The 24,657-nt window shown below is 64.8% G+C and carries 24 protein-coding genes; 9 read left to right on the top strand and 15 right to left on the bottom strand.

Annotated elements, in window-relative coordinates; genetic code table 11:
- Positions 1-11: 11 nt before the first annotated feature.
- Complete coding sequence (locus tag IB267_RS28680) at positions 12-413, top strand: winged helix-turn-helix domain-containing protein (RefSeq protein WP_192450895.1); 402 nt, start codon at positions 12-14, stop codon at positions 411-413.
- A 36-nt stretch (positions 414-449) separates the two neighbouring features.
- Here IB267_RS28680 and modC read toward each other — a convergent pair whose 3' ends face one another.
- The 3 genes from modC to modA form a co-directional block, all read right to left on the bottom strand.
- Complete coding sequence (modC, locus tag IB267_RS28675) at positions 450-1,523, bottom strand: molybdenum ABC transporter ATP-binding protein (protein WP_192450844.1); 1,074 nt, start codon at positions 1,521-1,523, stop codon at positions 450-452.
- Positions 1,520-2,221: a molybdate ABC transporter permease subunit gene (gene modB, locus IB267_RS28670; RefSeq protein ID WP_192450843.1), complete on the bottom strand. Its 702-nt coding sequence runs from the start codon at positions 2,219-2,221 to the stop codon at positions 1,520-1,522. The genes modC and modB overlap by 4 nt, the downstream gene beginning before the upstream one ends.
- A gap of 167 nt (positions 2,222-2,388) precedes the next feature.
- The gene (modA, locus tag IB267_RS28665; protein ID WP_192450842.1) at positions 2,389-3,180 is read right to left on the bottom strand and encodes a molybdate ABC transporter substrate-binding protein; all 792 of its coding nucleotides are present in this window, start codon (positions 3,178-3,180) and stop codon (positions 2,389-2,391) included.
- A gap of 235 nt (positions 3,181-3,415) precedes the next feature.
- Between modA and ung the strand changes: the two genes are divergently transcribed.
- The 6 genes from ung (at position 3,416) to IB267_RS28635 (ending at position 8,596) form a co-directional block, all read left to right on the top strand.
- Entirely contained in the window at positions 3,416-4,120 is a 705-nt protein-coding gene (ung, locus tag IB267_RS28660) for a uracil-DNA glycosylase (RefSeq protein ID WP_192450841.1), read from the top strand.
- Positions 4,121-4,217: 97 nt separating this feature from the next.
- A complete protein-coding gene (cobF, locus tag IB267_RS28655; RefSeq protein ID WP_192450840.1) occupies positions 4,218-4,988 on the top strand; it encodes a precorrin-6A synthase (deacetylating) in 771 nt (256 codons plus the stop codon).
- Positions 4,989-5,098: 110 nt separating this feature from the next.
- Positions 5,099-6,466 (top strand): precorrin-3B synthase, encoded by a 1,368-nt coding sequence (cobG, locus tag IB267_RS28650; RefSeq protein WP_192450894.1) that lies wholly within the window; start codon positions 5,099-5,101, stop codon positions 6,464-6,466.
- Between the two features lie 2 nt (positions 6,467-6,468).
- Positions 6,469-7,101, top strand: a complete 633-nt coding sequence (locus IB267_RS28645; protein ID WP_192450839.1) for a precorrin-8X methylmutase — start codon at positions 6,469-6,471, stop codon at positions 7,099-7,101.
- Positions 7,098-7,835 carry a precorrin-2 C(20)-methyltransferase gene (locus IB267_RS28640; protein ID WP_192450838.1) on the top strand — a complete coding sequence of 246 codons (738 nt, stop codon included), beginning with the start codon at positions 7,098-7,100 and terminating at the stop codon, positions 7,833-7,835. The genes IB267_RS28645 and IB267_RS28640 overlap by 4 nt, the downstream gene beginning before the upstream one ends.
- Positions 7,832-8,596, top strand: coding sequence for a precorrin-3B C(17)-methyltransferase (locus IB267_RS28635; protein ID WP_192450837.1), 765 nt, complete (start codon positions 7,832-7,834; stop codon positions 8,594-8,596). Before IB267_RS28640 ends, IB267_RS28635 begins: the two co-directional genes overlap by 4 nt.
- Here IB267_RS28635 and IB267_RS28630 read toward each other — a convergent pair.
- Positions 8,575-9,360: a cobalt-precorrin-6A reductase gene (locus IB267_RS28630; RefSeq protein WP_192450836.1), complete on the bottom strand. Its 786-nt coding sequence runs from the start codon at positions 9,358-9,360 to the stop codon at positions 8,575-8,577. The two genes, IB267_RS28635 and IB267_RS28630, sit on opposite strands and share 22 nt — an antisense overlap.
- Here IB267_RS28630 and cbiE point away from each other — a divergent pair.
- Complete coding sequence (gene cbiE, locus IB267_RS28625; protein WP_192450835.1) at positions 9,329-10,570, top strand: precorrin-6y C5,15-methyltransferase (decarboxylating) subunit CbiE; 1,242 nt, start codon at positions 9,329-9,331, stop codon at positions 10,568-10,570. The two genes, IB267_RS28630 and cbiE, sit on opposite strands and share 32 nt — an antisense overlap.
- Before the next feature lie 63 nt (positions 10,571-10,633).
- Entirely contained in the window at positions 10,634-11,395 is a 762-nt protein-coding gene (gene cobM / locus IB267_RS28620) for a precorrin-4 C(11)-methyltransferase (protein ID WP_192450834.1), read from the top strand.
- Between the two features lie 48 nt (positions 11,396-11,443).
- Here cobM and mnhG read toward each other — a convergent pair whose 3' ends face one another.
- The 11 genes from mnhG to IB267_RS28565 all read right to left on the bottom strand — a co-directional run bounded on the left by mnhG (position 11,444) and on the right by IB267_RS28565 (position 24,489).
- A complete protein-coding gene (gene mnhG, locus IB267_RS28615) occupies positions 11,444-11,815 on the bottom strand; it encodes a monovalent cation/H(+) antiporter subunit G (RefSeq protein ID WP_192450833.1) in 372 nt (123 codons plus the stop codon).
- Positions 11,812-12,093, bottom strand: a complete 282-nt coding sequence (locus tag IB267_RS28610) for a K+/H+ antiporter subunit F (RefSeq protein WP_192450832.1) — start codon at positions 12,091-12,093, stop codon at positions 11,812-11,814. Before IB267_RS28610 ends, mnhG begins: the two co-directional genes overlap by 4 nt.
- The gene (locus IB267_RS28605; protein WP_192450831.1) at positions 12,090-12,575 is read right to left on the bottom strand and encodes a Na+/H+ antiporter subunit E; all 486 of its coding nucleotides are present in this window, start codon (positions 12,573-12,575) and stop codon (positions 12,090-12,092) included. The genes IB267_RS28610 and IB267_RS28605 overlap by 4 nt, the downstream gene beginning before the upstream one ends.
- A 3-nt stretch (positions 12,576-12,578) precedes the next feature.
- The gene (locus tag IB267_RS28600) at positions 12,579-14,195 is read right to left on the bottom strand and encodes a monovalent cation/H+ antiporter subunit D (RefSeq protein WP_192450830.1); all 1,617 of its coding nucleotides are present in this window, start codon (positions 14,193-14,195) and stop codon (positions 12,579-12,581) included.
- Positions 14,188-14,535, bottom strand: coding sequence for a Na+/H+ antiporter subunit C (locus IB267_RS28595; RefSeq protein WP_034787081.1), 348 nt, complete (start codon positions 14,533-14,535; stop codon positions 14,188-14,190). The genes IB267_RS28600 and IB267_RS28595 overlap by 8 nt, the downstream gene beginning before the upstream one ends.
- Positions 14,535-17,480, bottom strand: a complete 2,946-nt coding sequence (locus tag IB267_RS28590) for a monovalent cation/H+ antiporter subunit A (protein WP_192450829.1) — start codon at positions 17,478-17,480, stop codon at positions 14,535-14,537. Before IB267_RS28590 ends, IB267_RS28595 begins: the two co-directional genes overlap by 1 nt.
- A 284-nt stretch (positions 17,481-17,764) precedes the next feature.
- Positions 17,765-20,404, bottom strand: coding sequence for an EAL domain-containing protein (locus tag IB267_RS28585; protein WP_192450893.1), 2,640 nt, complete (start codon positions 20,402-20,404; stop codon positions 17,765-17,767).
- A 132-nt stretch (positions 20,405-20,536) separates the two neighbouring features.
- Positions 20,537-20,722 (bottom strand): DUF3008 family protein, encoded by a 186-nt coding sequence (locus IB267_RS28580; protein WP_043618506.1) that lies wholly within the window; start codon positions 20,720-20,722, stop codon positions 20,537-20,539.
- A gap of 91 nt (positions 20,723-20,813) precedes the next feature.
- Positions 20,814-22,433, bottom strand: coding sequence for a cisplatin damage response ATP-dependent DNA ligase (locus IB267_RS28575; RefSeq protein WP_192450828.1), 1,620 nt, complete (start codon positions 22,431-22,433; stop codon positions 20,814-20,816).
- Positions 22,434-22,436: 3 nt separating this feature from the next.
- Positions 22,437-23,447, bottom strand: a complete 1,011-nt coding sequence (locus tag IB267_RS28570) for a ligase-associated DNA damage response exonuclease (RefSeq protein ID WP_192450827.1) — start codon at positions 23,445-23,447, stop codon at positions 22,437-22,439.
- An 88-nt stretch (positions 23,448-23,535) separates the two neighbouring features.
- Complete coding sequence (locus tag IB267_RS28565; protein ID WP_192450826.1) at positions 23,536-24,489, bottom strand: nucleoside hydrolase; 954 nt, start codon at positions 24,487-24,489, stop codon at positions 23,536-23,538.
- Between the last annotated feature and the right edge of the window lie 168 nt (positions 24,490-24,657).

The raw sequence follows: 24,657 nt of genomic DNA, 5'->3' as shown, positions 1-24,657 counted from the left end.
TGCTTGCCCGCATGAGTGAACGCCGCCCCGATCTTCGCCCCGTCCTGCGCATCGATTTTCCGCCCGCCGATCGGCTCGGCCGCGGCAAGATCCTGTTGCTCGAACTGATCCGCGAGACCGGCTCCATCTCCGCTGCCGGGCGGGCGATGGACATGTCGTACCGCCGCGCCTGGCTGCTGGTCGATGCCTTGAACCGGATGTTCCGCGAGCCTTCGGTGGAATCGCAGCGAGGCGGCAAGCAGGGTGGCGGGGCGGCGCTGACGGCGTTCGGAGAAGAGCTCATCCGTCGCTACCGCGAAATGGAAGAGAAGGCGCAGGCGGTGATTGCCGATGATCTCGCCTGGCTCGAAAGTGTTCGGAGCAGCGATACACCACCGTCCGATACGGCACCTGTTGTTTCCCAAAAAGCCTAGGGCGTCCTTCGTGCGTTCCCATGAACGCACCGCGCTCTAGTGATCGATCGCCACCGACTTGATGACGGCATAGACGGTCTTGCCGGGAACAAGCTGCAGCACGTCCCGCGAAAAGCGGGTGATGCGGGCGGCAATGGTCGCATCACCGCAAGTCACCCGGACATCCACGCTGCCATCGTCCTCCGATGTCAGCGTCAGTATGCGCCCTTCGAGCACATTGAGCGCGCTGATCTCCACTGGTCTCGACGTCGCCAGCATGACGTCGCGGGCGGCGATGTGCAGGCGGAGCCTGCCTCCGGGCGTGGCGCTGACACCGGCGATGCGCAGCCGTTCCCGTCCGACGCGCACCGTCGTCAGTTCGTGAGCCGGATCGGTTCCCTCGACCTCGCCCTCCAAGAGGACGCCGGCCTCGCGCCGGCCGGTGGCAAGCGTGGCGGCGGGTGTGCTCAACACTTCGGCCGCTGCACCGGACGCGGTCACCCGGCCGTTTTCGAGCACCACGACGCGCCGTGCCAGCCGGGAGACTTCGCTGATGGAGTGGCTGACATAGACGATCGGGATACCGGCGTCGTCGCGCAGCCGCTCGAGATAGGGCAGGATCTCGGCCTTGCGCGCCTCGTCGAGGGCGGCGAGCGGTTCGTCCATCAGCAGCAGCCGCGGTGCCGCAAGCAGGGCCCGGCCGATCGCCACGCGCTGCCTTTCGCCGCCGGATAGAGCCGACGGGCTGCGATCGAGCAGATGGCCGATGCCGAGCATCTCGACGATGCGGGTTAAGTCTCCGCCCGAGCCGCCGTTGCCCGCAAACCAGCGGCCATACGCGAGGTTGCGGCGCACGCTCAAGTGCGGAAAGAGCCGCGCCTCCTGGAAGACATAGCCGAAGCGGCGGCGGTGCACCGGCGTGAAGATCCTCTTCTCGCTGTCGGCGATGACGTCGCCGTTAAGCAGCACGCGGCCGCTTTCCGGCTTCAAGAGCCCGGCGATGATGTTGATGAGCGAGGTCTTGCCAGAGCCGGACCGGCCGAACAATGCGGTCACGCCGCCATCCGAAGTAAAGGCGGCATCGAGCGCGAAATTACCGAGCTGGTGGCGGGCTTCGACGGTGAGGCTCATTGAGCCGCCACCCGGCGCGCGGCAAAGGTCGCCAGCAGTTCGGAGAAGATCAGCGCGGCCATGGAAATGATGACGGAAATGATCGTCAGCCGCATGGCGCCGGCGTCGCCGCCCGGCACCTGGGTGAAGGTATAGATCGCAGCCGAGAGCGTCTGCGTTTCGCCGGGAATGTTGGAGACGAAGGTGATCGTTGCGCCGAATTCTCCCATCGCCTTGGCAAAGGCGATGATCATGCCGGCGATGACGCCGGGGATGATCAGCGGCAGGGTGACGGTGGCGAAGACCCAGAGCGGGCTCGCCCCGAGCGTCGTGGCCGCGTCCTCGAGCTTGCGGTCGACCGCCTCGATCGACAGGCGGATGCTGCGCACCATCAGCGGAAAGGCCATGACGGCGCAGGCGAGCGCCGCGCCGGTCCAGCGGAAGGAAAAGACCAGTCCGAAATAATCGGCGAAGAAGGCGCCGAGCGGGCCACGGCGACCGAAGAGCAGAAGCAGCAGGAAGCCGGTGACGACGGGCGGCAGGATCAGCGGCAGATGGACAAGGCCGTTCAGCAGCGTCTTGCCCCAGAAGCGTCCGCGGGCAAGCAGCATGGCGACAGCGAGGGCGAAAGGCAGGCTACCGATCATCGCGACGGTTGCGACGCGCAGGCTCAAGAGGATCGCCGTCCACTCCGCGTCGCTCACTGCAAGCCAGTCCAACAGATGTCGCTCCCCGATGCCAGGCCGGCCAGACTTAGCTGTACGCTTCAGGCCGCCGCTGCCTCTCAAACACGATAACGTCGCCCGCGTTTGGGCGCGGGCGACGTGTCACGATAGATGCTTCGCCTGCCTCTGGACAGCCGAGATCCGACGCGATTTCAGGTCGGTTACTTCAGGACCGTGAAGCCCTGCTTTTCGAAGAGTTCTGCAGCCTTGGCCGACTTGACGAAGTCGACATAGGCGGCGGCATCGGGGCTCTTGCTCTCGGCCGTGATGGCGATCGGGTAGATGATCGGCGGATGGCTGTCTTCCGGGAAGGTGCCGACGACCTTGACGCCCGGGTCTGCTGCGGCGTCGGTCTGGTAGACGATGCCGTAGGGTGCCTCACCGCGCGAGACGAGCAGGAGGGCGGCACGCACGCTTTCGGCGCCGGCGACCTTCGGCTCTACGGCCTCCCAGGCGTCGAGCTTTTCGAGTGCTGCCTTGCCGTACTTGCCGGCCGGAACGGAATCGACCGCACCCATGGCCAGGCGGCCGTCACCGAGGATGCCAGCGAGATCGAAGCCCTGCTTGATCTCGACCGGGCCAGCATCCTTTTTGCCGGACACGAGCACGATGCGGTTGCCGAGCAGGTTTGCGCGGGTGTCGTCCTTGATCAGCTTCTTATCGGCGAGATAGTCCATCCAGGCGAGGTCGGCAGAGATGAAGACGTCGGCGGGCGCGCCCTGTTCCACCTGCTTGGCAAGCGCGGAGCTTGCCGCGTAGGAAACGGTCGTTTCCTTGCCGCTTTCCTTCTGCCACTCGGCATTGATCGCATCGAGCGCGTTCTTCAGGCTCGCAGCCGCAAAGACCGTCACCTTCTCTTCGGCCTGCGCGGACGCCGGCAGAACGATTGCGCCGACCCAGGCGAGGCCGAGCGTCAGCGCCAGGCCCTTCAGCCAGTCTCTTCTCTTGATCATCGATTTCCCTCCAACGATGCGTGATATCTCTAAGGATACAACGATATCGCCTCCTGATTACCGTTGTATCTGTTGAAATACAATGCTTCTCAAAAGGGCTAGCGCAATACCCCTGTGCCTGCGGCCGGCAGGCAAAACCCGTGCAGCATTCCCGCGGCAGGCGCGATTGGGCTTGCGGTGATGTCCGAGCGGCCTAAATTGCGGCCTCGATCCTCTGACATGGAGCGGACGCGCGATGGAAACGGCAGTAAAGCTTGAAGAAAGCTGGAAGGAAGCCTTGGCACCGGAATTTGCCAGCGGCTACATGGCTGACCTCAAGCAGTTCCTGGTGGTCCAGAAGAACGAGGGCCGGCAGATTTTTCCTCGGGGACCTGAGTATTTTCGCGCGCTCGATCTGACGCCGCTCGACAAGGTGCGGGTCGTCATCCTCGGCCAGGATCCCTATCACGGCGATGGCCAGGCGCATGGGCTCTGCTTCAGTGTGCGCCCCGGCGTTCGGACGCCGCCGTCGCTCGTCAACATCTACAAGGAGCTGAACACCGATCTCGGCATTCCGCCGGCGCGGCATGGTTTCCTCGAAAGCTGGGCGAAACAGGGCGTGCTGCTTTTGAACAGCGTGCTGACGGTGGAGCGCGGCAATGCGGCGTCACACCAGGGACGCGGCTGGGAAAAGTTCACGGATGCGATCATCCGCGCGGTCAACGAGGCCGAGCATCCCGTCGTCTTCATGCTCTGGGGTTCCTATGCGCAGAAGAAGGCGGCCTTCGTCGACCGCTCACGCCATCTGGTCTTGAGGGCGCCGCATCCGTCGCCGCTTTCGGCGCATTCCGGCTTTCTCGGCTGCCGGCATTTTTCCCAGGCCAACGCCTTCCTTGAAAGCAAGGGCTACGATCCGATCGACTGGCGGCTGCCCGAGAATCCGGCTGCGGACATCAACTGACGGCTTGGCGTGATTGACGGCTTCGTCGTCGCCCTGAGGTCTTGCCTTGGCGGCGGAGATCCGCCTAAGACGCCCGAACGAAATGGCGGAGGCGGGCATGCGCAAAATTCTGATCATAGGCATCGGTTCGGGCAATCCCGAACACATGACCGTGCAGGCGATCAATGCGCTCAACCGCGCCGACGTGCTTTTCATTCCGACCAAGGGCGCCAAGAAAACCGAGCTTGCCGACGTGCGTCGCGACATCTGCGCCCGCTACGTCACGCGCAAGGACGGCCGCACCGTCGAGTTCGCGGTGCCGGTGCGGCGCACCGAGGGCGTCAGCTATGACGGCAGCGTCGACGACTGGCACGCCCAGATCGCCGCGATCTATGAAGGGCTTCTTTCGAAGGAGTTGGGCAACGAGGGAATTGGCGCGTTTCTCGTCTGGGGTGACCCGATGCTCTATGACAGCACCATTCGCATCGTCGAGCGGGTCAAGGCACGCGGTGAGGTCGCCTTCGATTATGACGTCATTCCCGGGATCACCAGCCTGCAGGCGCTCTGCGCCAGCCACCGCATTCCGCTGAACCTGGTCGGCAAGCCGGTGGAGATCACCACCGGGCGCCGGCTGCACGAGAGTTTTCCGCAAAAGAGCCAGACCTCCGTCGTCATGCTCGACGGCGAACAGGCGTTCCAGCGGATCGACGATCCGGACGCTGAGATCTTCTGGGGCGCCTATCTCGGCACGCCGGATGAGATCGTGATTTCCGGCCGCGTGGCTGCGGTGAAGGACCGAATCCTTGAAACGCGGGCGGCGGCGCGCGCGAAGATGGGATGGATCATGGACATCTATCTCCTGCGCAAGGGCGCCGACTTCGACGAGTGACGGCAAGTACTGATCTGCGTCGTGTTTGATCTCACTCAAGGTTTGCGGCTGTGTTATAGCGTCTTAAGAGGTTTCTTCAGGGAGGAGAGCCTCACGTGATGACGGATTTGATGACCAGCTGCGCCCTTCCATCGACCGGAGATGCCGGTACTGTCGCGTCGATGCGCCGCGGTGCCTGCCCTTCCTTGGCAGAGCCGATGCAGACCGGCGACGGCCTGCTCGTCAGGTTGAGGCCGACGGACGACAGTCTGACGCTGCCGAAGGTCATTGCACTTGCCGTTGCTGCCGAGCGCCTCGGCAACGGCATCATCGAGATCACCGCGCGCGGAAACCTGCAGCTTCGCGGCCTGAGCGCGGCGTCCGTGGCGATGCTGGCGCAGGCGATCGGCGATGCGGAGATCACGATAGCCGACGGGCTCGCGATCGAAGTGCCGCCTCTCGCCGGCATCGACCCGGACGAGATCGCCGACCCCCGGCCGATTGCGAGCGAGCTTCGCGAAGCGCTTCGCGCGCGCCAGGTGCCGTTGAAGCTTGCACCCAAACTATCCGTCGTCATCGATAGTGGCGGCCGCTTCGGTCTTGGCGCCGTGGTTGCGGACATTCGCCTTCAGGCGGTTTCGACTGCCGGGCGCGCGACGTGGGTTCTGTCGCTTGGCGGCACGGCGGCGAAGGCATCGATCGTCGGGACGTTTACCGGCGACGCAGTCGTGCCGGCCCTGGTCACCATTTTCGAGAAACTGGCGAGCTTGGGCGCGGCGGCGCGCGGGCGCGATCTGGACCCGGCGGACATCCGCGCGCTCTGTCGCTGTGAGGCATCGAGCGAACGCCCGGCCGTTCCGCGTTCGGCTGCCATACCCGGCATTCACGCCCTAGGTAGCGCCGACACCGTTCTTGGTCTCGGTCTGGCCTTTGCTCAAGTGGAGGCTGCCGCGCTGGCATCCTACCTCCTTCAGGTCCAGGAACTTGGTGCGCGCGCGATCCGGCTTGCGCCGGGGCACGCCTTCTTCGTGCTCGGCCTTCGCCCTGAGACGGCGGCGATGGCGCAGGGCCTGGCGGTGGCACACGGTTTTCGCATTGCCGAAGAGGATCCGCGCAACGCGATCGCCACCTGCGCCGGCAGCAAGGGCTGTGCGTCCGGCCGGATGGAGACCAAGGGCATGGCTGAGCGCCTCGTCGAGGCGGCGCCGGAGTTGCTCGACGGGTCACTGACCGTGCATCTCTCCGGCTGCGCCAAGGGCTGCGCCCGGCCGAAGCCGTCCGAACTGACGTTCGTCGGTGCGCCATCAGGATACGGGCTTGTCGTAAATGGGGCTGCCAATGGCTTGCCAAGCGCCTACACCGATGAGAATGGAATGGGATCCGCACTTGCCCGGCTCGGCTGGCTGGTGCGGCAAAACAAAGACGCTGGCGAATCGGCGCAGTCCTGTCTTACACGGCTCGGAGCTGCGCGCGTCTCGGCAGCGTTCGAACAGGGATAGACATGCCTGAGTATGATTACATTCGCGATGGCAACGCCATCTACGAGCGTTCCTTCGCTATCATTCGCGCCGAGGCCGATCTTTCGCGCTTCTCCGAAGAGGAAGCGGATCTGGCGGTGCGCATGGTGCATGCCTGCGGCTCCGTCGAGGCGACCAGGCAGTTCGTGTTTTCTCCCGATTTCGTAAGCTCCGCCCGTACGGCGTTGAAGGCCGGTGCGCCGATCCTCTGCGATGCCGAGATGGTTGCGCATGGTGTGACCCGCGCACGTCTTCCGGCCGGTAACGAGGTGATCTGCACGCTGCGCGATCCGCGCACGCCCGAGATCGCCGCCGAGATCGGCAACACGCGCTCCGCCGCAGCCCTGAAGCTCTGGAGCGAGCGTCTGGCCGGTTCGGTGGTCGCGATCGGCAACGCACCGACGGCGCTGTTCTTCCTGCTCGAAATGCTGCGTGATGGCGCGCCGAAGCCGGCGGCAATCCTCGGCATGCCCGTCGGTTTCGTCGGTGCTGCGGAATCGAAGGATGCGCTGGCGGAAAATTCTTATGGCGTTCCCTTTGCGATCGTGCGCGGCCGCCTCGGTGGCAGCGCCATGACGGCGGCGGCGCTCAACTCGCTCGCGAGGCCGGGCCTGTGAGCGGCGGCGGTGTGGGACGCCTGATCGGCGTTGGAACCGGCCCCGGCGACCCGGAGCTTCTGACGGTCAAGGCGGTCAAAGCGCTCGGGCAGGCCGATGTGCTTGCCTATTTCGCCAAGGCCGGGCGCAGCGGCAACGGTCGCGCCGTGGTCGAGGGACTGCTGAAGCCGGATCTCGTGGAATTGCCGCTCTACTATCCGGTGACGACCGAGATCGACAAGGACGACGGCGCCTACAAGAGCCAGATTACCGATTTCTACAATGCGTCGGCCGAAGCCGTGGCGGCGCATCTTGCCGCCGGTCGTACGGTCGCCGTGCTCAGCGAAGGCGATCCGCTGTTTTACGGTTCCTACATGCATCTGCATGTGCGGCTCGCCAACCGTTTCCCGGTCGAGGTGATCCCCGGCATTACCGCCATGTCCGGCTGCTGGTCGCTTGCCGGCCTGCCGCTGGTGCAGGGCGATGATGTTCTCTCCGTGCTTCCCGGCACGATGGCCGAAGCCGAGCTTGGCCGCAGGCTGAAGGATACCGAAGCGGCCGTGATCATGAAGGTGGGGCGCAACCTGCCGAAGATCCGCCGCGCGCTTGCCGCCTCCGGCCGCCTCGCTCAGGCCGTCTATGTCGAACGCGGCACCATGAAGAACGCGGCGATGACGGCGCTCGCCGAAAAGGCTGATGACGATGCGCCCTATTTCTCGCTGGTGCTCGTTCCCGGCTGGAAGGACCGGCCATGACCGGCACGCTGTACGTCGTCGGCACCGGACCGGGCAGCGCCAAGCAGATGACGCCGGAAACGGCGGAAGCCGTTGCCGCCGCCCAGGAATTCTACGGCTACTTTCCCTATCTCGACCGGCTGAACCTCAGACCTGATCAGGTCCGCGTCGCCTCCGACAACCGCGAGGAGCTCGACCGGGCGCAGGTCGCGCTGGCGCGGGCGGCGTCGGGCGTGAAGGTCTGCATGGTCTCCGGCGGCGATCCCGGCGTCTTCGCCATGGCCGCCGCCGTCTGTGAGGCCATCGACAAGGGCCCTGAGGAATGGAAGTCGGTCGAACTCGTAATCACGCCCGGCGTGACCGCGATGCTCGCCGTTGCCGCTCGTATCGGGGCGCCGCTCGGTCATGATTTCTGCGCGATCTCGCTTTCCGACAATCTGAAGCCCTGGGAAGTCATCACAAGGCGGCTGCGGCTGGCGGCGGAAGCGGGCTTCGTCATCGCGCTCTACAATCCGATCAGCAAGGCGCGGCCGTGGCAACTGGGCGAAGCCTTCGAGCTTCTGCGCGGCGTCTTGCCGGCAACGGTTCCGGTGATCTTCGGCCGCGCGGCCGGGCGGCCGGACGAGCGGATTGCGGTGATGCCGCTCGGCGAGGCCGATGCCAACCGCGCCGACATGGCGACCTGCGTCATCATCGGTTCGCCCGAGACGCGTACCGTCGAGCGCGACGGCCAGCCGGATCTCGTCTACACGCCGCGCTTCTATGCAGGGGCGAGCCAGTGAGCGATGCGGTCGAGCGCCTCGTCGCAATTGCCCACCGTCGGCACGTCCGCGGGCTTGCGCCGCTCGACCATGATCACCTCGATGCCAAGCCGGCGCGCAGCGGCGATCTTGCCGTAGGTGGCGCTGCCGCCGCTGTTCTTGGCGACGATCACGTCGATCTGCCGGCTCTTGAGCAGTTCGGCTTCGTCGGCTTGCTTGAAGGGGCCGGTTGCAAGAATCGCCTCCTGGTCCGGAAGATCGAGCGGCGGCGTGACCGGATCGACGCTGCGGATGACGTAGCTGTGCTGAGGCGCGACTTCGAAATGGAACGCCTCCTGCCGGCCGATGGCAAGGAACACGCGGCGCCTTCGATCGCCAAGCGCACTGACCGCCTCGACAACGCTATCGACCAGGGTCCAGCGGTCGCTGGGCAGGGGCAACCATTCCGGTCGGCGAAGGGCGAGCAGCGGCACGACAATTCTTTGCACCGCCTCGGCGGCATTGTGCGAAATGCGCGCGGCAAAGGGGTGCGTCGCATCGACCAGCAACGCGATCTTTTCGTCGCGCAGGAAATGCGCCAGTCCTTCGGCGCCGCCGAAGCCGCCGATGCGGGTCCTCACCGGCTGCGGCCGTGGGTCGGCCGTGCGGCCGGCGAGCGAGATGGCGGTATCAAAGCGGGCATCTTCGGCCAGCCGGCGTGCGAGCTCGCGTGCCTCGGTGGTGCCACCCAATATCAGAATACGAGGTTTTTCCATGGCTGACGTGTCGAACAGCGAACCCGCCATCGTCTCCCCCTGGCTGACCGTCATCGGTATCGGTGAGGATGGTGTAGCGGGTCTCGGCGACGAGGCCAAGCGGCTGATCGCCGAGGCGCCGGTTGTCTACGGCGGCCACCGCCATCTGGAACTTGCGGCCTCCCTCATCACCGGCGAAGCGCACAATTGGCAAAGCCCGCTGGAGCGCTCGGTCGTCGAGATCGTCGCGCGCCGCGGCAGCCCGGTGGTGGTGCTCGCCTCGGGTGACCCGTTCTTCTTCGGCGTCGGCGTGACCCTGGCGCGCCGGATCGCGTCGGCCGAAATCCGCACGCTTCCGGCGCCGTCCTCGATCAGCCTTGCCGCCTCGCGCCTCGGCTGGGCGCTGCAGGACGCGACGCTTGTTTCCGTGCATGGACGCCCGCTCGATCTGGTGCGGCCGCACCTGCATCCCGGTGCCAAGGTGTTGACGCTGACGTCGGACGGTGCGGGTCCGAGGGACCTGGCCGAACTGCTGGTTTCAAGCGGCTTCGGTCAGTCGCGGCTGACGGTGCTGGAAGCACTTGGTGGCGCCGGCGAACGGGTGACGACGCAGATTGCCTCGCGCTTCATGCTCGGCCTCGTGCATCCTTTGAACGTTTGCGCCATCGAAGTGACGGCTGACGAGGGCGCGCGCGTGCTGCCGCTCGCCGCCGGCCGCGACGACGCGCTATTCGAACATGACGGGCAGATCACCAAGCGGGAGGTGCGGGCGCTGACGCTCTCGGCTCTTGCGCCGCGCAAGGGCGAACTGCTCTGGGATATCGGCGGCGGCTCCGGCTCGATCGGCATCGAATGGATGCTGGCCGACCCGACCATGCAGGCGATCACCATCGAGGTGGAACCGGAGCGGGCAGCGCGCATCGGCCGCAACGCGACGATGTTCGGCGTGCCCGGGCTGACCGTCGTCGAAGGCGAGGCGCCGGCGGCGCTTGCCGGCTTGCCGCAGCCGGACGCGATCTTCATCGGTGGCGGTGGCAGCGAAGACGGCGTGATGGAAGCGGCGATCGACGCGCTCAAGTCAGGCGGACGGCTGGTTGCCAATGCGGTAACGACGGATATGGAGGCGGTTCTGCTTGAACATCACGCGCGGCTCGGCGGTTCGTTGATCCGCATCGATATCGCGCGGGCAGGACCGATCGGTGCAATGACCGGCTGGAAGCCGGCCATGCCGGTCACGCAATGGTCGTGGACGAAGGGCTAAGGCCCAGAAAAAGTATGACGCGGTCTTGCGTCAGGACTGCGTAAGAAAAAGAAAGAGCAACCTATGACGGTACATTTCATCGGCGCCGGCCCGGGGGCTGCAGACCTGATCACGGTGCGCGGTCGCGACCTGATCGGGCGCTGCCCGGTCTGCCTCTATGCCGGCTCGATCGTCTCGCCGGAACTGCTGCAATATTGCCCGCCCGGTGCTCGGATCATCGACACCGCGCCGATGTCGCTCGACGAGATCGAGGCCGAGTATCTCAGAGCCGAAGCTGATGGTCTGGATGTGGCGCGTCTGCATTCCGGCGACCTCTCGGTCTGGAGTGCCGTGGCCGAGCAGATCCGCCGGCTGGAAAAGCACGGCATCGGCTATACGATGACGCCGGGCGTTCCCTCTTTTGCGGCGGCCGCCGCAGCGCTTGGGCGTGAACTGACCATTCCGGCGCTGGCCCAGAGCCTGGTTCTGACCCGCGTTTCCGGCCGCGCTTCACCGATGCCGAACAGCGAAACGCTTGCCGCCTTCGGCGCTACGGGATCGACGCTGGCGATCCACCTTGCGATCCACGCGCTCGGGCAGGTCGTCGAGGAACTGACGCCGCTCTACGGTGCCGACTGCCCGGTCGCGATCGTCGTCAAGGCCTCCTGGCCGGACGAACGGGTGGTGCGCGGCACGCTCGGCAATATCGCCGCCAAGGTGGCGGAAGAGCCGATCGAGCGCACGGCGCTGATCTTCGTCGGTCCGGGGCTCGAAGCCTCCGATTTCCGCGAAAGCTCGCTTTATGATCCCGCCTATCAGCGGCGCTTCAGAGGGCGCGGCGAATAGGCCGCGCTCCCATGGCATGCAGTCCCAGGTCCAGGAACGGCTTGAAACCTATTCCCCCGGTTCTTCGCGGGGCGGTCGCTGCTTGAGCGGGACACCGCGCTTTTCCTCGACGCGGTCGCGGTAGAGCGCCGCCTGGCCGAGCAGCATCAGCGTCACCGGCGTGGTGACGACGACGAAGACGATGATCAAGATCTCGTGGAACACCCAGCGGCTCTGCAGCACGGCAAAGCAGATGATCGAGGCGGTGCAGATCATCAGCACGCCGCCGCTGGTCGCGAGCGTCGGCGCGTGCAGGCGCTCGTAAAAGCTCGTGAACCGGAGTAGGCCGACGGAGCCGATCAGCGCCACCGCGGCACCGAGAACGGTCAGCCCGCAGACGAGCACGGCGGCCCAGACGGGAAGATCGGTGAGGTGGCTCATTCGATGATCTCCCCGCGCATCAGGAACTTGCCGAAGGCGATCGACGAGACGAAGCCGATCAAAGCCACGATCAGTGCAGACTCGAAATAGAGCGAGTTGGCCGTGCGGATGCCGAAGGTCAAAAGCATCAGCATGGCGTTGATGTAGAGCGTGTCGAGGCCGAGGATGCGGTCCTGGGCGCGCGGTCCTCGCACCATGCGATAGAAGGCAAAGGCCATCGCCAGGCCGAGCATGATCTGGGCAACCAGGATCGACCAGATGATTGAAAGTTCCATCATCCGAATATCTCCTTCAGGGCGGTCTCGTAGCGCTTGACCGTATCGAGCCAGATGTCCTCGTTTTCCATGTCGAGCACGTGGAAGAGCAGCGATTTGCGGCCGCGATCGTATTCGAGCCAGGCCGTTCCCGGCGTCGCGGTCATGACACAGGCAAGCAGCGCCAGGGCGTTTTCGTCTTCCAGATCGAGATCGATGGTCAGGAAGCCTGAATTCGGCGGGCGGCGTTGGCCACGCAGGATGACGGCGATGACCGCGATGTTCGAGCGGATCACGTCGAGGGCGACGGCAAAGCCGAAGCGCACGATCAACAGGATCCGGCGCGGGTGCGATCGCATGAGGCCGAGCTTCAGCGTCACCCAGCCGAGACCGGTTGCCAGTATCGTCCCCATGAGGAAGGTGCCGGGCGCGACCGACTGATTGAGCAGGAGCCAGATGACGAGCAGCCCGACGGAGAGAAGCGGATAGGGGAGCCAGGTGCGCATCGCCTACTGCCCTCCCGCCCGGGGCGCCGTGAGCACTCGTTCCGTATACCCAGCGGGATCGAACAGCGAATCCGCTGTTGCCTGCATGTAGCGCATGGCCGGCCCGGCCTGCACGCTCAAGAAGATGCAAGCCGCGAGCAGCACGACGACGGGGGTGATCTCGATGACGACGACGCGTGGCACGGTGTTTTCGATCGACGCCCAGAAGGTACGGATGCCGACGCGGTTCATCGCGATCATCGCGGCGAGACCGGAAAGGATCAGCAGCGTGACATAAGTCCAGTCGGCGGCGGAGATTGCCGGCGCGGCTTCCGCTCCCGAAAGGCCGAAGAGACCGCCGAGGATGGCGAACTTGGCGACGAAGCCGGAGAGCGGCGGCAGGCCCGCAAGCAGGAGAGCGCAAAGGCAGAAGCAGAGGCCGAGGATCGCCATCGTGCCGGGGATCGCGGCGCCGACTTCTTCTTCCTCTTCGTCCTCGTCGGCGTCGCCATAGGCTTCCATCGTCACCGCCAGAACGTCGGCGCCGGCGTCACGGCCGCGCTCGACCAGTTCGATCAGCAGGAAGAAGGCGGCGATCGTCAGTGTCGAGCTGACGAGATAGAAGAGCGCCCCGGCGATCATGCTCGGATGGCCGAGGCCGATGGCGGCGAGAAGCGTGCCCGAGGAGACCAGCACCGAATAGGCGGCGAGGCGCCCCATGGCCTGCGATGCGAGCACGCCGATGGCGCCAAAGGCGATCGTCAGCAACCCGCCTGCAAGCAGGACCGGCTGGCCGAAACCGGCAGACGCGCCGGCGCTCGCACCGAAAACCAGCAGGGAAAGCCTGAGAATGACATAGATGCCGACCTTGGTGAGGATCGCAAAGACGGCGGCGACCGGGGGCGTCGCGGCCGAATAGGCCGTCGGCAGCCAGAAGCTCAAGGGCCACATGCCGGCCTTCACCAGGAAAGCGACACCGAGCACGCCGGCGCCGACCTCGACCATCTGGCGATCCTCCGGCGAGAGCGTTGCCAGCTTCATCGAGAGATCGGCCATGTTGAGCGTGCCGGTCACGCCGTAGATCAGGCTGACACCGATCAGGAAGAGCGAGGACGCGGCGAGGTTGATCGCGACATAGTGCAGGCCTGCCTTGACGCGCAGCGGCCCGGAGCCGTGCAGCAGCAGCCCGTAGGACGCCGCCAGCATGATCTCGAAGAAGACGAAGAGGTTGAAGAGGTCGCCGGTCAGGAACGAGCCGTTGAGGCCGGCGATCAGCAACTGGAACAGCGAATGGAAGTGATGGCCGGCGGTGTGCCAGCGCGCGATCGAATAGGCCTGGGCGGCCAGCGCCAGTCCGCTCGTCAGGCACAGCATGAGTGCCGACAGACGGTCGAGAACGAGTACGATGCCGAAGGGGGCGGGCCAGTTGCCGAGCTGATAGACGCCATTGCCGGCGGGCGTTCCGTCCATCGAGGCGATTCGCATCAGCACGATCGAGAGGATAAAGAGCGCGAGCGTCGAGACGAGGCTCATCACGCCCTTGAGCGAGCGGTTGCGCTCGTCGATCGGGATCATTGCAGCGCCGACCATCAGCGGCAGCAGGATCGGCAGGATCAGCAGGTGGTGCATCCAGTTAGTCATGGCGCTGCTCCCTGCCGTCGACATGGTCGGTGCCGGTGAAGCCGCGCGAGGCGAGCAGCACGACGAGGAAGAGTGCCGTCATGGCAAAGCCGATGACGATGGCCGTTAGGACAAGGGCCTGCGGCACCGGATCGGTGAAACGGCTGAGATCGCCGACGCCACCCGGTTCCAGCACCGGCGGCGCGTTCACCCGAAGGCGTCCCATGCCGAAGATGAAGAGGTTGACGGCATAGGAGAGCAGCGAGAGGCCGATGATCACCTGATAGGTGCGCGGACGTAAAAGCAGGTAGACGCCGGATGCCGTCAGCACGCCGATTGCGGCAGACAGAATGATCTCCATCAGCGTGCCTCCTTTCGCATGGCGCGTGCATGGGCACGCGGCGCGCGGATCGACTGGTGGGCAAGCGCGATCAGGATCAGCACGGTTGCGCCGAGCACCAGCGAGAACACGCCGAGATCGAAGAACAGCGCGCTCGCCAGCGGGAACTTGCCGATGATCGGCAGCGTCACGTATTGCGCATGGGACGTCAGGAACGGATAGCCGAAGAACCAGGAACCGATGCCGGTTGCCACCGCCACCAGAAGGCCGATGCTCATCCAGCGCAGCGGATGGATGCGCAGCCGTTCCTCGACCCAGCGGGTTCCGCCGGACATGTATTGCAGGATGAAGCCGATCGACATGGCGATGCCGGCAGCAAAGCCGCCGCCCGGCAGGTCATGGCCACGCAGGAAGAGGTAGGCTGCCAGCATGCCGATGACCGGGAACATCCAGCGCATGATCACCGACGGCACGAACAGGTATTCGGCGACGCTGTCACCCTTGTTGCGGTCTGGATGATCGTCGTCGAAGGCGTTCTGGACGCGCTGCTGTTCCGGCGCCTCCAGGCTGTCGGCCTGCGGGCGGAAGCGCAGCAGCAAGGCGAAGACCGTGAGCGCGACGATCGCCAGCACCGCGATCTCGCCGAGCGTGTCGAAGCCGCGGAAGTCGACGAGGATGACGTTGACGACATTGGTGCCGCCGCCTTCCTTGTAGGCGCGCTCGAGGAAGTAGCTTGCGATCGTGTCGGGCATGGGCCGGGTCATCATCGTATAGGCGATCAGCGCCACACCGCCGCCGGCGACGACCGCCAGCAGGAAGTCACGCAGGCGCCGGAAGCGGACCTTCAGCGACAACAGTTCGGTTTCCTCGGTGTCCTCGATGCGCTTCGGCAGCCACCGCAAGCCGAGCAGGATCAGCACGGTGGTGACGATCTCGACGAGCAGCTGGGTTACCGCCAGATCCGGCGCGGAAAGCCAGACGAACGTCAGGCAGGTGGTGAGCCCGGCGCCGCCGAGCAGCACGAGCGCTGCCAGCCGGTGGAACTTTGCCAGGATCGCAGCACCGATGGCGCAGGCGATTCCGATCGCCCAGAGCAGGGCGAAGGCCGGATCGATGCTGCGCACGAGAAGCGGCGGCAACTCGAAATGATTGAGAAGCAGTGGCAGTGCGCCGGCGGCGATCGCGATGAAGACGAGGAAGCGCATTTGCGGCTGCAGCCGCCGTGTGCCGAGGCGTTGCTCGAGAAAACGCGCCCATTTCCAGGAGAGCGTTACCAGCACGCGCTCGAAGATGCGCTGGCCATGCAGCAGGCGGAAGATCGGTGGCCCTTCGACGCTGGTGGCGAGATAGTTGCGCATCAGGAAGTAGAGGCCGACGCCGCCAGCAAGCGCGACGAAGCTCATGATCAGCGGCAGGTTCCAGCCGTGCCAGACCGACAGGCTGTAATAGGGCGTGTTGGCGCCGAGAATGGAGACGACCGCCGTGTGCAGGAATGGGCCGATGGTGATCGCCGGGATGATGCCGACGACGAGGCAGGCAAGCACCAGGAACTCGATCGGCACGCGCATCCAGCGCGGCGGCTCGTGCGGCACCTTCGGCAGGTCCTCCGGCGTCTTTCCGAAAAAGACGCTGTGGATGAAGCGCAGCGAATAGGTGACCGCGAACATGCCGGCGAGCGTCGCGACATAAGGCGTCATCGTGTCGAGAATATTGGCCTGGTGCGTTTCGATCGCTTCGGCGAAGAACATTTCCTTGGAGATGAAGCCGTTCAAGAGCGGCACGCCGGCCATGGCCGCGCTCGCGACCATGGCGAGCACCGCCGTTCCAGGCATGTACCTGATCAGCCCTCCGAGCTTGCGCATGTCGCGCGTTCCGGTCTCGTGGTCGATGATGCCGGCCGCCATGAACAGCGACGCCTTGAAGGTCGCGTGGTTGACGATGTGGAAGACTGCGGCGACGGCGGCCAGCGGGCTGCCGAGGCTCAGGAGCACGGTGATCAGGCCGAGATGGCTGATGGTGGAATAGGCGAGCAGGCCTTTGAGGTCCTGCTGGAAGATGGCGAAATAGGCGCCGAGCAGCAGCGTCGAAAGACCGGCAAGGCCGACGATCCAGAACCAGGCCTCGGTGCCGGCCATGACCGGCCAGAGGCGCGCCAGCAGGAAGACACCGGCCTTCACCATTGTTGCCGAGTGCAGGTAGGCCGAGACCGGCGTCGGCGCCGACATGGCGTGCGGCAGCCAGAAATGGAACGGGAACTGCGCGCTCTTCGTCAGCGCGCCGAGCAGCACCAGGATCAAGACCGGAATGTAGAGCGGCGAGTTGCGGATGAGGTCGCCGGAGGCGAGCACGACGTCGAGATCGTAGCTGCCGACGATGCGGCCCATCAGAAGCAGGCCGACGAGCATGCAGAGGCCGCCGGTGCCGGTCACCGTCAGCGCCATGCGTGCGCCGTCACGGGCGTGCGCATTGTGGTGCCAGTAGCCGATCAATAGGAAGGAGACGATGCTCGTCAGTTCCCAGAAGACGGCGAGCAGGATGAGATTGCCTGAAAGCACGACGCCGAGCATCGAGCCCATGAAGGCGAGGAACAGCGACAGGAAGCGCGGCACCGGGTCTTCCGCCGCCATGTAGTAGCGGGCGTAAAGCACCACAAGCACGCCGATCGCGGTCACCAGAACCGTGAAGAGCCAGGCGAATCCGTCCATCCGGAGCGTGAAGTTGAGGCCGAGTTCCGGAAGCCAGGCGATGTCGTAGCGCAGGACGCCGCCGGAGGTGACGAAGGGATAGAGACCGGCGGCGACGAGCAAACACAGGAGCGCGATCGCTCCTGCAAACCAGGCTGTCGCACCGCGCTGATCGGGCGGAAAGAAGATTGCAAGGAGGCTTCCCGCAAATGGGGCGAGAATGAAGACAGAAAGCAATTTTCCCGCGTATTCGATCGTACCGTTCCCTTCGTTCGGGTTCATGGAGAGCGGGCACCCGAGCGCCGTGCTTTCCGAAAGAATGCACAGGAAACGCACCAGAATTTTGATTCTAGAGCATCTTTTCCGCTTTCAGTGGTTCCACTTGAAGCGGGACACTCTAGAGGCCCGAAAGGGCGGTCGCATCAGCGACTGCCGCAGGTGATGCCGCCATTCCCATGAAGCGGAGGCAGGCAATTGTTTTTATGGCGATTCGCGGCAGGGCTGCCAAGCCTCAGGCCTGCGAAAAATGCACGCACCCGCGTTTTTAACAGGCGCCGAAGCCTATCTCAGGCTGCCAGCCACCGGCGCTCGAAGGCAAAGGTCGCAAGGTCGTTGGCGCTCATGGGCCGCGCGAAGGCATAACCCTGCAGCCCGTGGCAGCCGAGTTCCTTCAGGATGGCAGCGTGTTCGAGGGTCTCGACGCCTTCGGCAATCACCTCGATGCCGAGCGAGGTGCCGATATCGATGATGGACTCGACCAGGCGTTTTTCGGCCGGCGACTTCAGGATCGGCAGGACGAGCTGGCGGTCGATCTTCAAGCGCCGCGGCGTCAGCTTCAAGAGGCTGACGATGGATGCATAGCCGGTGCCGAAATCGTCGATCTCGATGTCGATGCCGAGTCCCTTGATCCGACGGATGTTCGACAGAACCGTCATGTCGCTCTCGTCGAAGGAGATCGATTCCAACAGTTCGAACGACAGGCGGCCCGCCGGGATCTGCAACTGCTCCAGGCGCTCGATCAGATTTTCGTCGTGAAGCCGCGCATAGGAGAGATTGACCGAGACCTTGGGGATATGAATGCCGCTCGCTTCCCAGCGGTAGATCTGGAACAGCGCCTGCTCCAGGATCGCCTGGTCGATCGAGGCCACGACGTTGATGTCTTCGGCCGTCTTCAGGAACGTGTGCGGACCAAGCAGGCCCTTGGTCGGATGATCCCAGCGCGCCAGCGCCTCGACACCGATAATGTCCAGCGAGCGCGGACAGAACTGCGGCTGGAAATGCGCGATGAACTCGTTGTGCTCGAGCCCGCGCAGGATCTCGTCGGCGGTCTGCTTGGTCTTGAAGACGGCCGTCTTCAGTTCGCCGGTAAAGATCTCGTGCCGGTTGCGGCCGCGGCGCTTGGCTTCATAGAGCGCAATGTCGGCATTGACGAGCACGTGCGACAGCTCTTCGTTCGCCTGGTTCTGGGCGGCGATGCCGATGCTGACGCCGATGCGGCACTCCTGGTCCTTGTAGCGGACGGGCACGCTCATCGCCTCGATGATGCGCGACGCCAGCCGGGCGTCCGGCTCCATGCCGCCATCCTGGCGGACGAGGACGAATTCGTCGCCGCCGATGCGGGCGACGAAGTCCTTTTCGTCGGCATTGCCGCGCAGCAGTTCGGCGGCATGCCTGAGGATCTCGTCGCCGGCCGCGTGGCCGAGCGTATCGTTGATCTGCTTGAACCGGTCGAGATCCATGTGGAAGATGCTGAGCTTCGCCTCGCGCGCGAAATGCCGGTCGCGCTCAGCCAGGACCTGGTCGAGGAACCGGCGGTTCGGCAGGCCGGTCAGCGGATCGTGCAGCGCGTTGAACTCCATACGGTGGCGCGCCGCTTCGAGCTCGACGCTGTGCGCCTCGGCCGTGCGCTTGGCTTCGAAAAGCGTTTCGCGGGTCTCGAAGTCGGCGGTCACGTCCCAGTTGACCCCGACGATCTTCCGGTGGCCGTCGGCGCCGATATAGAAGGAACCGTTGGCCCGGATGTGGCGCGTGCCGCCGTCGGGCAGGCGGATGCGGAAGTCGGAATTGTAGGCGAGCCCGGATTCCAGCGCCTCGGCAAATTCCCGTTCGGCGCGCTCGAGATCGTCCGGGTGCAGCGTGTCCTTCCAGTCGTCGTAGGCCTGCCGCAACGATGCCGTCCGCCCATAGAGCTCCTTGGTCCGATCGTCCCAGAGGAGCTTCCTGCTGGCGACGTCGAGTTCCCAGATACCGATCTGGGAGGAGTCGAGCGCGATCTTCAGCCGATGGGAGAGCTCCTGGAGTTGCGCCTTGCTGTGCCTGAGGGCACGAATGTTGCCTTGCCGCTCGCTCAGGAGGCGCCCGGTCAACACCATCGGCAGGATGATCATCAGGCCGCCGATGACGATGAGGCCGCGAATGAGCCAGGCATTGCCAGCCGTCGTCGGCCAGCCGCCTTTGGGAACGGCGGCGATATGCCAGGAGCCACCGGGCAGAAACACGGTCATTTCGACCGGTGCATCGCGGAAAATGTTTGCGTCGCCGTAAAAGACCGGACCCTGCGCGCCCGTGCCGTCCCGACCGGCAATGGCGACGTCGATGCCGAGTTCATCGGAAGAAAGGCCGCTGTCGCGATAGAGCCGGTCCACGTCGATGATGGCCGAGACGATGCCCCAGAAGCGGTTGCTGCCGCCGCCCGCATCGATCGACACGGGGAAGCGGCCGATCAGGCCCTTGCCGCCCTGGACGAGATCGACAGGCCCGGCAAGTACCATCTGGCCGGTGTCCTTTACACGCATGACGGCGGCGCGCTGCGCCTCGTTCTTGCGATAGTCGAGGCCGAGTGCGCGGCGATTTTGTTCGAGCGGATAGACGAGCGAGACGATCAGATTGGGCGCACCGGCGATGCTGCGCAATTGCGAGCGCTCGGTGAAGACACTGCGCGCCAGAGCGGCGAAACGCGGCTGGTCCATCGCCGGCTCGGTGACCAGGGTGCCGATCAGCCCGCGAACGAGCTGGACGTTGCCATTGACGTTGGCCTCGAGCTTGGAGCGGATGGGGTTGAGTTCCTCGGCGACGCGTGCGCGCTGGCGCGCCTCGTCGACCACCTGGTTCTGGTTGTCCGCAAGGATGCCGGCGACCAGAACCACGAAGGCGGCGATGATCGCCGGAAGATAGCTCGGCGTCAAAACCCTGGAGAGCCTCTTCATTCCGAGGTTGAAAGCATGTCTGGCAGGCACGAAACACCCCGGCGGCACGCGAATGGCTATGTCTTGAGCCGGATAATCCCAAAAGGGTCTTAATAAACCTTGTTTTAGGTGCCGCTTTTATTCCTTCGCGCCTCAGTCACCTTTGCGCTCGGGCAGCTTCTTGTGCTTGGTTTCTGCAAGCTCTTCGAGTTCACCTTCGCTCATAGATTTTTCCATCTCGCGCGACGCGCCCTTGAGGCTGGATTTCTTGACGTCGCCGCGCTTGGCGGCAAGGGCAGCGCCGGCTGCACGCTGCTGGGCTTTCGATTTGGCTGGCATGGCACATTGCCTTTCGGTTGGGCCTTTCGGTTGGTTGCCCGGTCCCAACGCGCAGCCGTCGTCAGTGTTCCCTCAATCTTTGCAGGCGCTCCTATGTGCTCTCTCGCGCCTCGATCATCGCCTGCAGCGTCTCCAGCCGGTCGGCGTCACGCGGCAGCTTGTCCTGTCTCAGGCGCGCGATGCGCGGGAAGCGCATGGCGACGCCCGACTTGTGGCGGCTCGAGCGGTTGATACCCTCGAAGGCGACCTCGACGACGAAACCGAAATCGGGTTCCGCCCTCACGGCCCGCACCGGGCCGAAGCGTTCGGTCGTGTTGTCCCGGACGAAGCGGTCGAGGATTTCGAGTTCCGCATCGGTGAAGCCGAAATAGGCCTTGCCGACGGGCACCAGCGTTTCCTTGCCCTCGATGTCGGTCCAGACGCCGAATGTGTAGTCGGAGTAATAGCTCGAGCGCTTGCCGTGGCCGCGCTGGGCATACATCAGCACCGCGTCGATATTGAAGGGCGCGCGCTTCCACTTGAACCACGGGCCTTTGGCGCGGCCCGGCGTATAGGGCGAATCCAGCCGTTTCAGCATGATGCCTTCGATGACGGGATCCGGCGGATCGGCGCGCAGCCGGTCGAGTTCTTCCCAGGACGAGAAGGGCACCAGCGGCGAGAGGTCGAAATGCTGCGGTGAGGCGCGCTCCACAAGGCCGGCGAGCATTGCTCTCCTTGCGGCGAAGTCCAGCGGGCGAACGTCCTCTTCGCCTGAGAAGAGAATGTCATAGGCGCGAACGAAAGCGGGATAGGTTTCGATGAGCTTGTGGCTGACCGTCTTGCGGTTCAGCCGTTGCTGCAGGTCGGCGAAGGTTCGCGTTGCACGATTGGTGCGCGCGGTGCCGCCGACCAGCAGTTCGCCGTCGATCACTCCGGTAAAGTCGGCGGCTTCCAGCACATCCGGAAAGGCGCCGGAAATCTCGTCGCCGCTGCGGGAATAGAGCCGGCGCACACCGCCGATGTTGGCAAGCTGAACGCGGATGCCGTCCCACTTCCATTCGGCGGCAAAATCCTTTGGTTCGAGCCCGTCGAGATCGCCGTCACCGACGGGGTTGGCGAGCATGACCGAGTGGAAGACGGCCGGCGTCGAAAGAGCGGGCTTCTCCGCCTCTCCCGAAAGCCAGCGGAAGAGCGGCAGGTAGGGCGGCGACAGGCCGTGCCAGAGGGTCTCGATCTCGGCGACGTCCTGGCCGCCCATGTCGGCGAGCGCCTGCTTGGCGAGCTTGGCTGAAACGCCGATGCGAAGGCCTCCCGTCACCAGCTTGAGGAAGGCGAAGCGCGCCGAGGTGTCCAATCGGTCGAGCATGTCGCGAACGACGCCGCGCACATCGGCGCGTCCGGTCCTTTGCAGGCGCTCGATGGCCTCGCCAAGCGGAATGTCCGCCTCCACGGTGCCGGCAGGCGGCTCCCAGACGAGCGAAACCGTTTCGGCAAGGTCGCCGACATAGTCGTAGGAATACTGGAAAAGCACCGCGTCCATGCGTTCGAGCAGGAGGTCGCGGATCATCGCCGGTTTGACGGTGTTGAGCGACAACGTGCCGGCGATTGCGGCAAGCGCATAGCCGCGATCGGGGTCCGGCGCGGTGCGGAAGTAATCGACAAGCAGGCGGATCTTGGCGTTGCGCTGCGGGCTGAGGACGAGGCGGTCGAGCAGTTCGGCGAAGGCGCGCATCCGTCACTCTCCCTCGTCGTCGTAGCCGACGAGATGCAGCGGACGGGCGGCGATGCCCTTGAGCTCGCACCAGCGCACCAGTGCCTCCTCCCGACCGTGCGTGACCCAGACTTCGGCCGGCCCAATTTCGGTAATCGTCGCCGTCAGTTCGGCCCAATCGCAATGGTCGGAGATGATCAAGGGCAGCTCGACGCCGCGCTGTTTTGCCCTTTGCCGGATCAGCATCCAGCCGGAAGCGAAGCTGGCAATCGGGTCGGAGAAGCGCCGCGACCAGCGATCGGCGAAGGCGGCGGGCGGGCCGATCACGATCGTGCCCCTGAAATCCTGCTTGTCGTCGGCTGCAAGCGTTGCCGGGCGCAGGTCGCCAAGGTCGACGCCCTGGCTCTGATAGTAGTCGCACAGCCGTTGCAGGGCGCCATGGATGAAGATCGGCTGGTGATACCCCCCTTCGCGCAGCAGCGCGATCACCCGCTGCGCCTTGCCCAGCGCATAGGCGCCGACCACATGGGTGCGCTCGGGGAATTGCGCGAGCGACGTCAGCAACTTGCGCGTTTCCGCGCGGTCGTCCGGGTGGTGGAAGACCGGCAGGCCGAAGGTCGCTTCGGTGATGAAGACATCGCAGGCGACCGGCTCGAAGCCGGCGCAGGTCGGGTCCCGCCGTCGCTTGTAATCGCCAGATACGACGATGCGCGTGCCGTCTGTGCGAACGGAGATCTGCGCCGAGCCGAGCACGTGGCCGGCAGGATAAAAGCCCACCTCGACGCCATTGACGGTGAGCGTTTCGCCAAGGGCGATCGGCTGGCTCGTGCCGCAGAAGTCGTCGCCATAGCGGATGCGCATGATGTCCAGGGTCTCGCGGGTGGCGAGCACCTGGCCATGGCCGGCGCGGGCATGGTCGGAATGTCCGTGGGTGATCAGCGCCCTTTCGACCGGTTGAACCGGGTCGATGTAGAAGTCACCGATCGGGCAATAGAGGCCTTTGGGGGCGGGATAGAGCAGGGCGTCCGGTTTCATGGACTGAAAGATAGCCGGCGAATGCACATTCGCCAGCCGTCTTGTTCAAGTTTTTCGAGGCGCAACATTTGCTGCGCCTCGATCCGGTTCAACCCGGTAGAACCAGCGTGTCGATGATCAGCTTCAGCGTGCGGGCGGCATCGATGTCGATGCAGGCCTTCTGGCTCGGCAGACCGTCCCAGGGGCTCGGCGGGAACAGCCTGGTGTCGGGGCTCTGGATCGTCTGGCCATCGGCAATGCCGCCGCAGACGACGCGGATCGCGCCGCTTCTGACGGTGAACAGGTCGGGCGCCACGACATAGGCGCAGGCGCAGCTGTCGTGCACGACCATGCCATCGGGCACGTGCTGCTCGTAGAAGGTGACGTAGAACTTGGAGATGTCAGCGAGCAGCTTGCCGGCGTCGCCGCCGCGTTCGGCGACATCGGCGATCATCGCCTTTGTCATCACGGTTTGGGTGGTGACGTCGAGACCGACGACGGTGACCGGCCAGGGCGCAGTCATGACAACGTCGGCGGCTTCCGGGTCGCCGTGGATGTTGGCTTCGGCAGCCGGCGTGATGTTGCCGTTGACATCGAAGGCGCCGCCCATGATGACGACTTCGCGCACGAGCGCTGCGAACTCGGGATCCTCGCGCAGCGCTAGCGCCAGGTTGGTCATGCGGCCAACGGCGATCAGCGTCACTTCGCCGGGATGGGCGCGAACGGTGTCGATGATGAAGCGGTGCGCCGGGCGCGGGTCGACCGGCAGGTCGATCGTCTCGGGCACGTCGATGTTGCCGAGGCCGTCATCACCGTGGATGAAGGTCGGCCAGCCGACATGCGGGCGGTCGGGATTGAAGGTCTTGTCGAGACCCTTGGCGACGGGCGCACCGATGCCCCAACGCTGCTTCAGGAACAGCGCGTTGCGGGTCGTGGTTTCGACCGAGGCATTGCCGAATACGGTGGTGATGCCGATCAGGTCGATGGCCGGGTGACGGTGCAGGAAGAGCAGCGCCATTGCATCGTCGATGCCCGGATCCGTATCAAAGATGACTTTATGCATTCTCGTTCTTCTTTTCTTGTTCTTGTGTTTGACGGCTCGCAATGGAGGCAAGATGGCCGCGAATGTCAATCGCCCTCCGGGTTGACGCGAGGAGCGGCCGTGGCTCTGTCCATGGTTTCCAAGGGAACATCACCAACGTGGCGAGCATGGCAAGCTTTGCGTGTGGAT

It is taken from the genome of Ensifer sp. ENS09, from assembly GCF_014852425.1.
Lineage (GTDB): Bacteria > Pseudomonadota > Alphaproteobacteria > Rhizobiales > Rhizobiaceae > Ensifer.
This window is presented reverse-complemented; position numbering and strand designations above follow the sequence as displayed.

What these genes read in the sequence shown, in the direction of transcription:
- IB267_RS28680 (WP_192450895.1), top strand. Translation starts at nt 12, where the DNA reads ATGAGTGAACGCCGCCCCGATCTTCGCCCCGTCCTGCGCATCGATTTT.
- modC (WP_192450844.1), bottom strand. Translation starts at nt 1,523, where the DNA reads ATGAGCCTCACCGTCGAAGCCCGCCACCAGCTCGGTAATTTCGCGCTC.
- modA (WP_192450842.1), bottom strand. Translation starts at nt 3,180, where the DNA reads ATGATCAAGAGAAGAGACTGGCTGAAGGGCCTGGCGCTGACGCTCGGC.
- ung (WP_192450841.1), top strand. Translation starts at nt 3,416, where the DNA reads ATGGAAACGGCAGTAAAGCTTGAAGAAAGCTGGAAGGAAGCCTTGGCA.
- cobF (WP_192450840.1), top strand. Translation starts at nt 4,218, where the DNA reads ATGCGCAAAATTCTGATCATAGGCATCGGTTCGGGCAATCCCGAACAC.
- cobG (WP_192450894.1), top strand. Translation starts at nt 5,099, where the DNA reads ATGACCAGCTGCGCCCTTCCATCGACCGGAGATGCCGGTACTGTCGCG.
- IB267_RS28645 (WP_192450839.1), top strand. Translation starts at nt 6,469, where the DNA reads ATGCCTGAGTATGATTACATTCGCGATGGCAACGCCATCTACGAGCGT.
- IB267_RS28635 (WP_192450837.1), top strand. Translation starts at nt 7,832, where the DNA reads ATGACCGGCACGCTGTACGTCGTCGGCACCGGACCGGGCAGCGCCAAG.
- cbiE (WP_192450835.1), top strand. Translation starts at nt 9,329, where the DNA reads ATGGCTGACGTGTCGAACAGCGAACCCGCCATCGTCTCCCCCTGGCTG.
- IB267_RS28630 (WP_192450836.1), bottom strand. Translation starts at nt 9,360, where the DNA reads ATGGCGGGTTCGCTGTTCGACACGTCAGCCATGGAAAAACCTCGTATT.
- cobM (WP_192450834.1), top strand. Translation starts at nt 10,634, where the DNA reads ATGACGGTACATTTCATCGGCGCCGGCCCGGGGGCTGCAGACCTGATC.
- mnhG (WP_192450833.1), bottom strand. Translation starts at nt 11,815, where the DNA reads ATGAGCCACCTCACCGATCTTCCCGTCTGGGCCGCCGTGCTCGTCTGC.
- IB267_RS28610 (WP_192450832.1), bottom strand. Translation starts at nt 12,093, where the DNA reads ATGATGGAACTTTCAATCATCTGGTCGATCCTGGTTGCCCAGATCATG.
- IB267_RS28605 (WP_192450831.1), bottom strand. Translation starts at nt 12,575, where the DNA reads ATGCGCACCTGGCTCCCCTATCCGCTTCTCTCCGTCGGGCTGCTCGTC.
- IB267_RS28600 (WP_192450830.1), bottom strand. Translation starts at nt 14,195, where the DNA reads ATGACTAACTGGATGCACCACCTGCTGATCCTGCCGATCCTGCTGCCG.
- IB267_RS28595 (WP_034787081.1), bottom strand. Translation starts at nt 14,535, where the DNA reads ATGGAGATCATTCTGTCTGCCGCAATCGGCGTGCTGACGGCATCCGGC.
- IB267_RS28590 (WP_192450829.1), bottom strand. Translation starts at nt 17,480, where the DNA reads ATGAACCCGAACGAAGGGAACGGTACGATCGAATACGCGGGAAAATTG.
- IB267_RS28585 (WP_192450893.1), bottom strand. Translation starts at nt 20,404, where the DNA reads ATGAAGAGGCTCTCCAGGGTTTTGACGCCGAGCTATCTTCCGGCGATC.
- IB267_RS28580 (WP_043618506.1), bottom strand. Translation starts at nt 20,722, where the DNA reads ATGCCAGCCAAATCGAAAGCCCAGCAGCGTGCAGCCGGCGCTGCCCTT.
- IB267_RS28575 (WP_192450828.1), bottom strand. Translation starts at nt 22,433, where the DNA reads ATGCGCGCCTTCGCCGAACTGCTCGACCGCCTCGTCCTCAGCCCGCAG.
- IB267_RS28570 (WP_192450827.1), bottom strand. Translation starts at nt 23,447, where the DNA reads ATGAAACCGGACGCCCTGCTCTATCCCGCCCCCAAAGGCCTCTATTGC.
- IB267_RS28565 (WP_192450826.1), bottom strand. Translation starts at nt 24,489, where the DNA reads ATGCATAAAGTCATCTTTGATACGGATCCGGGCATCGACGATGCAATG.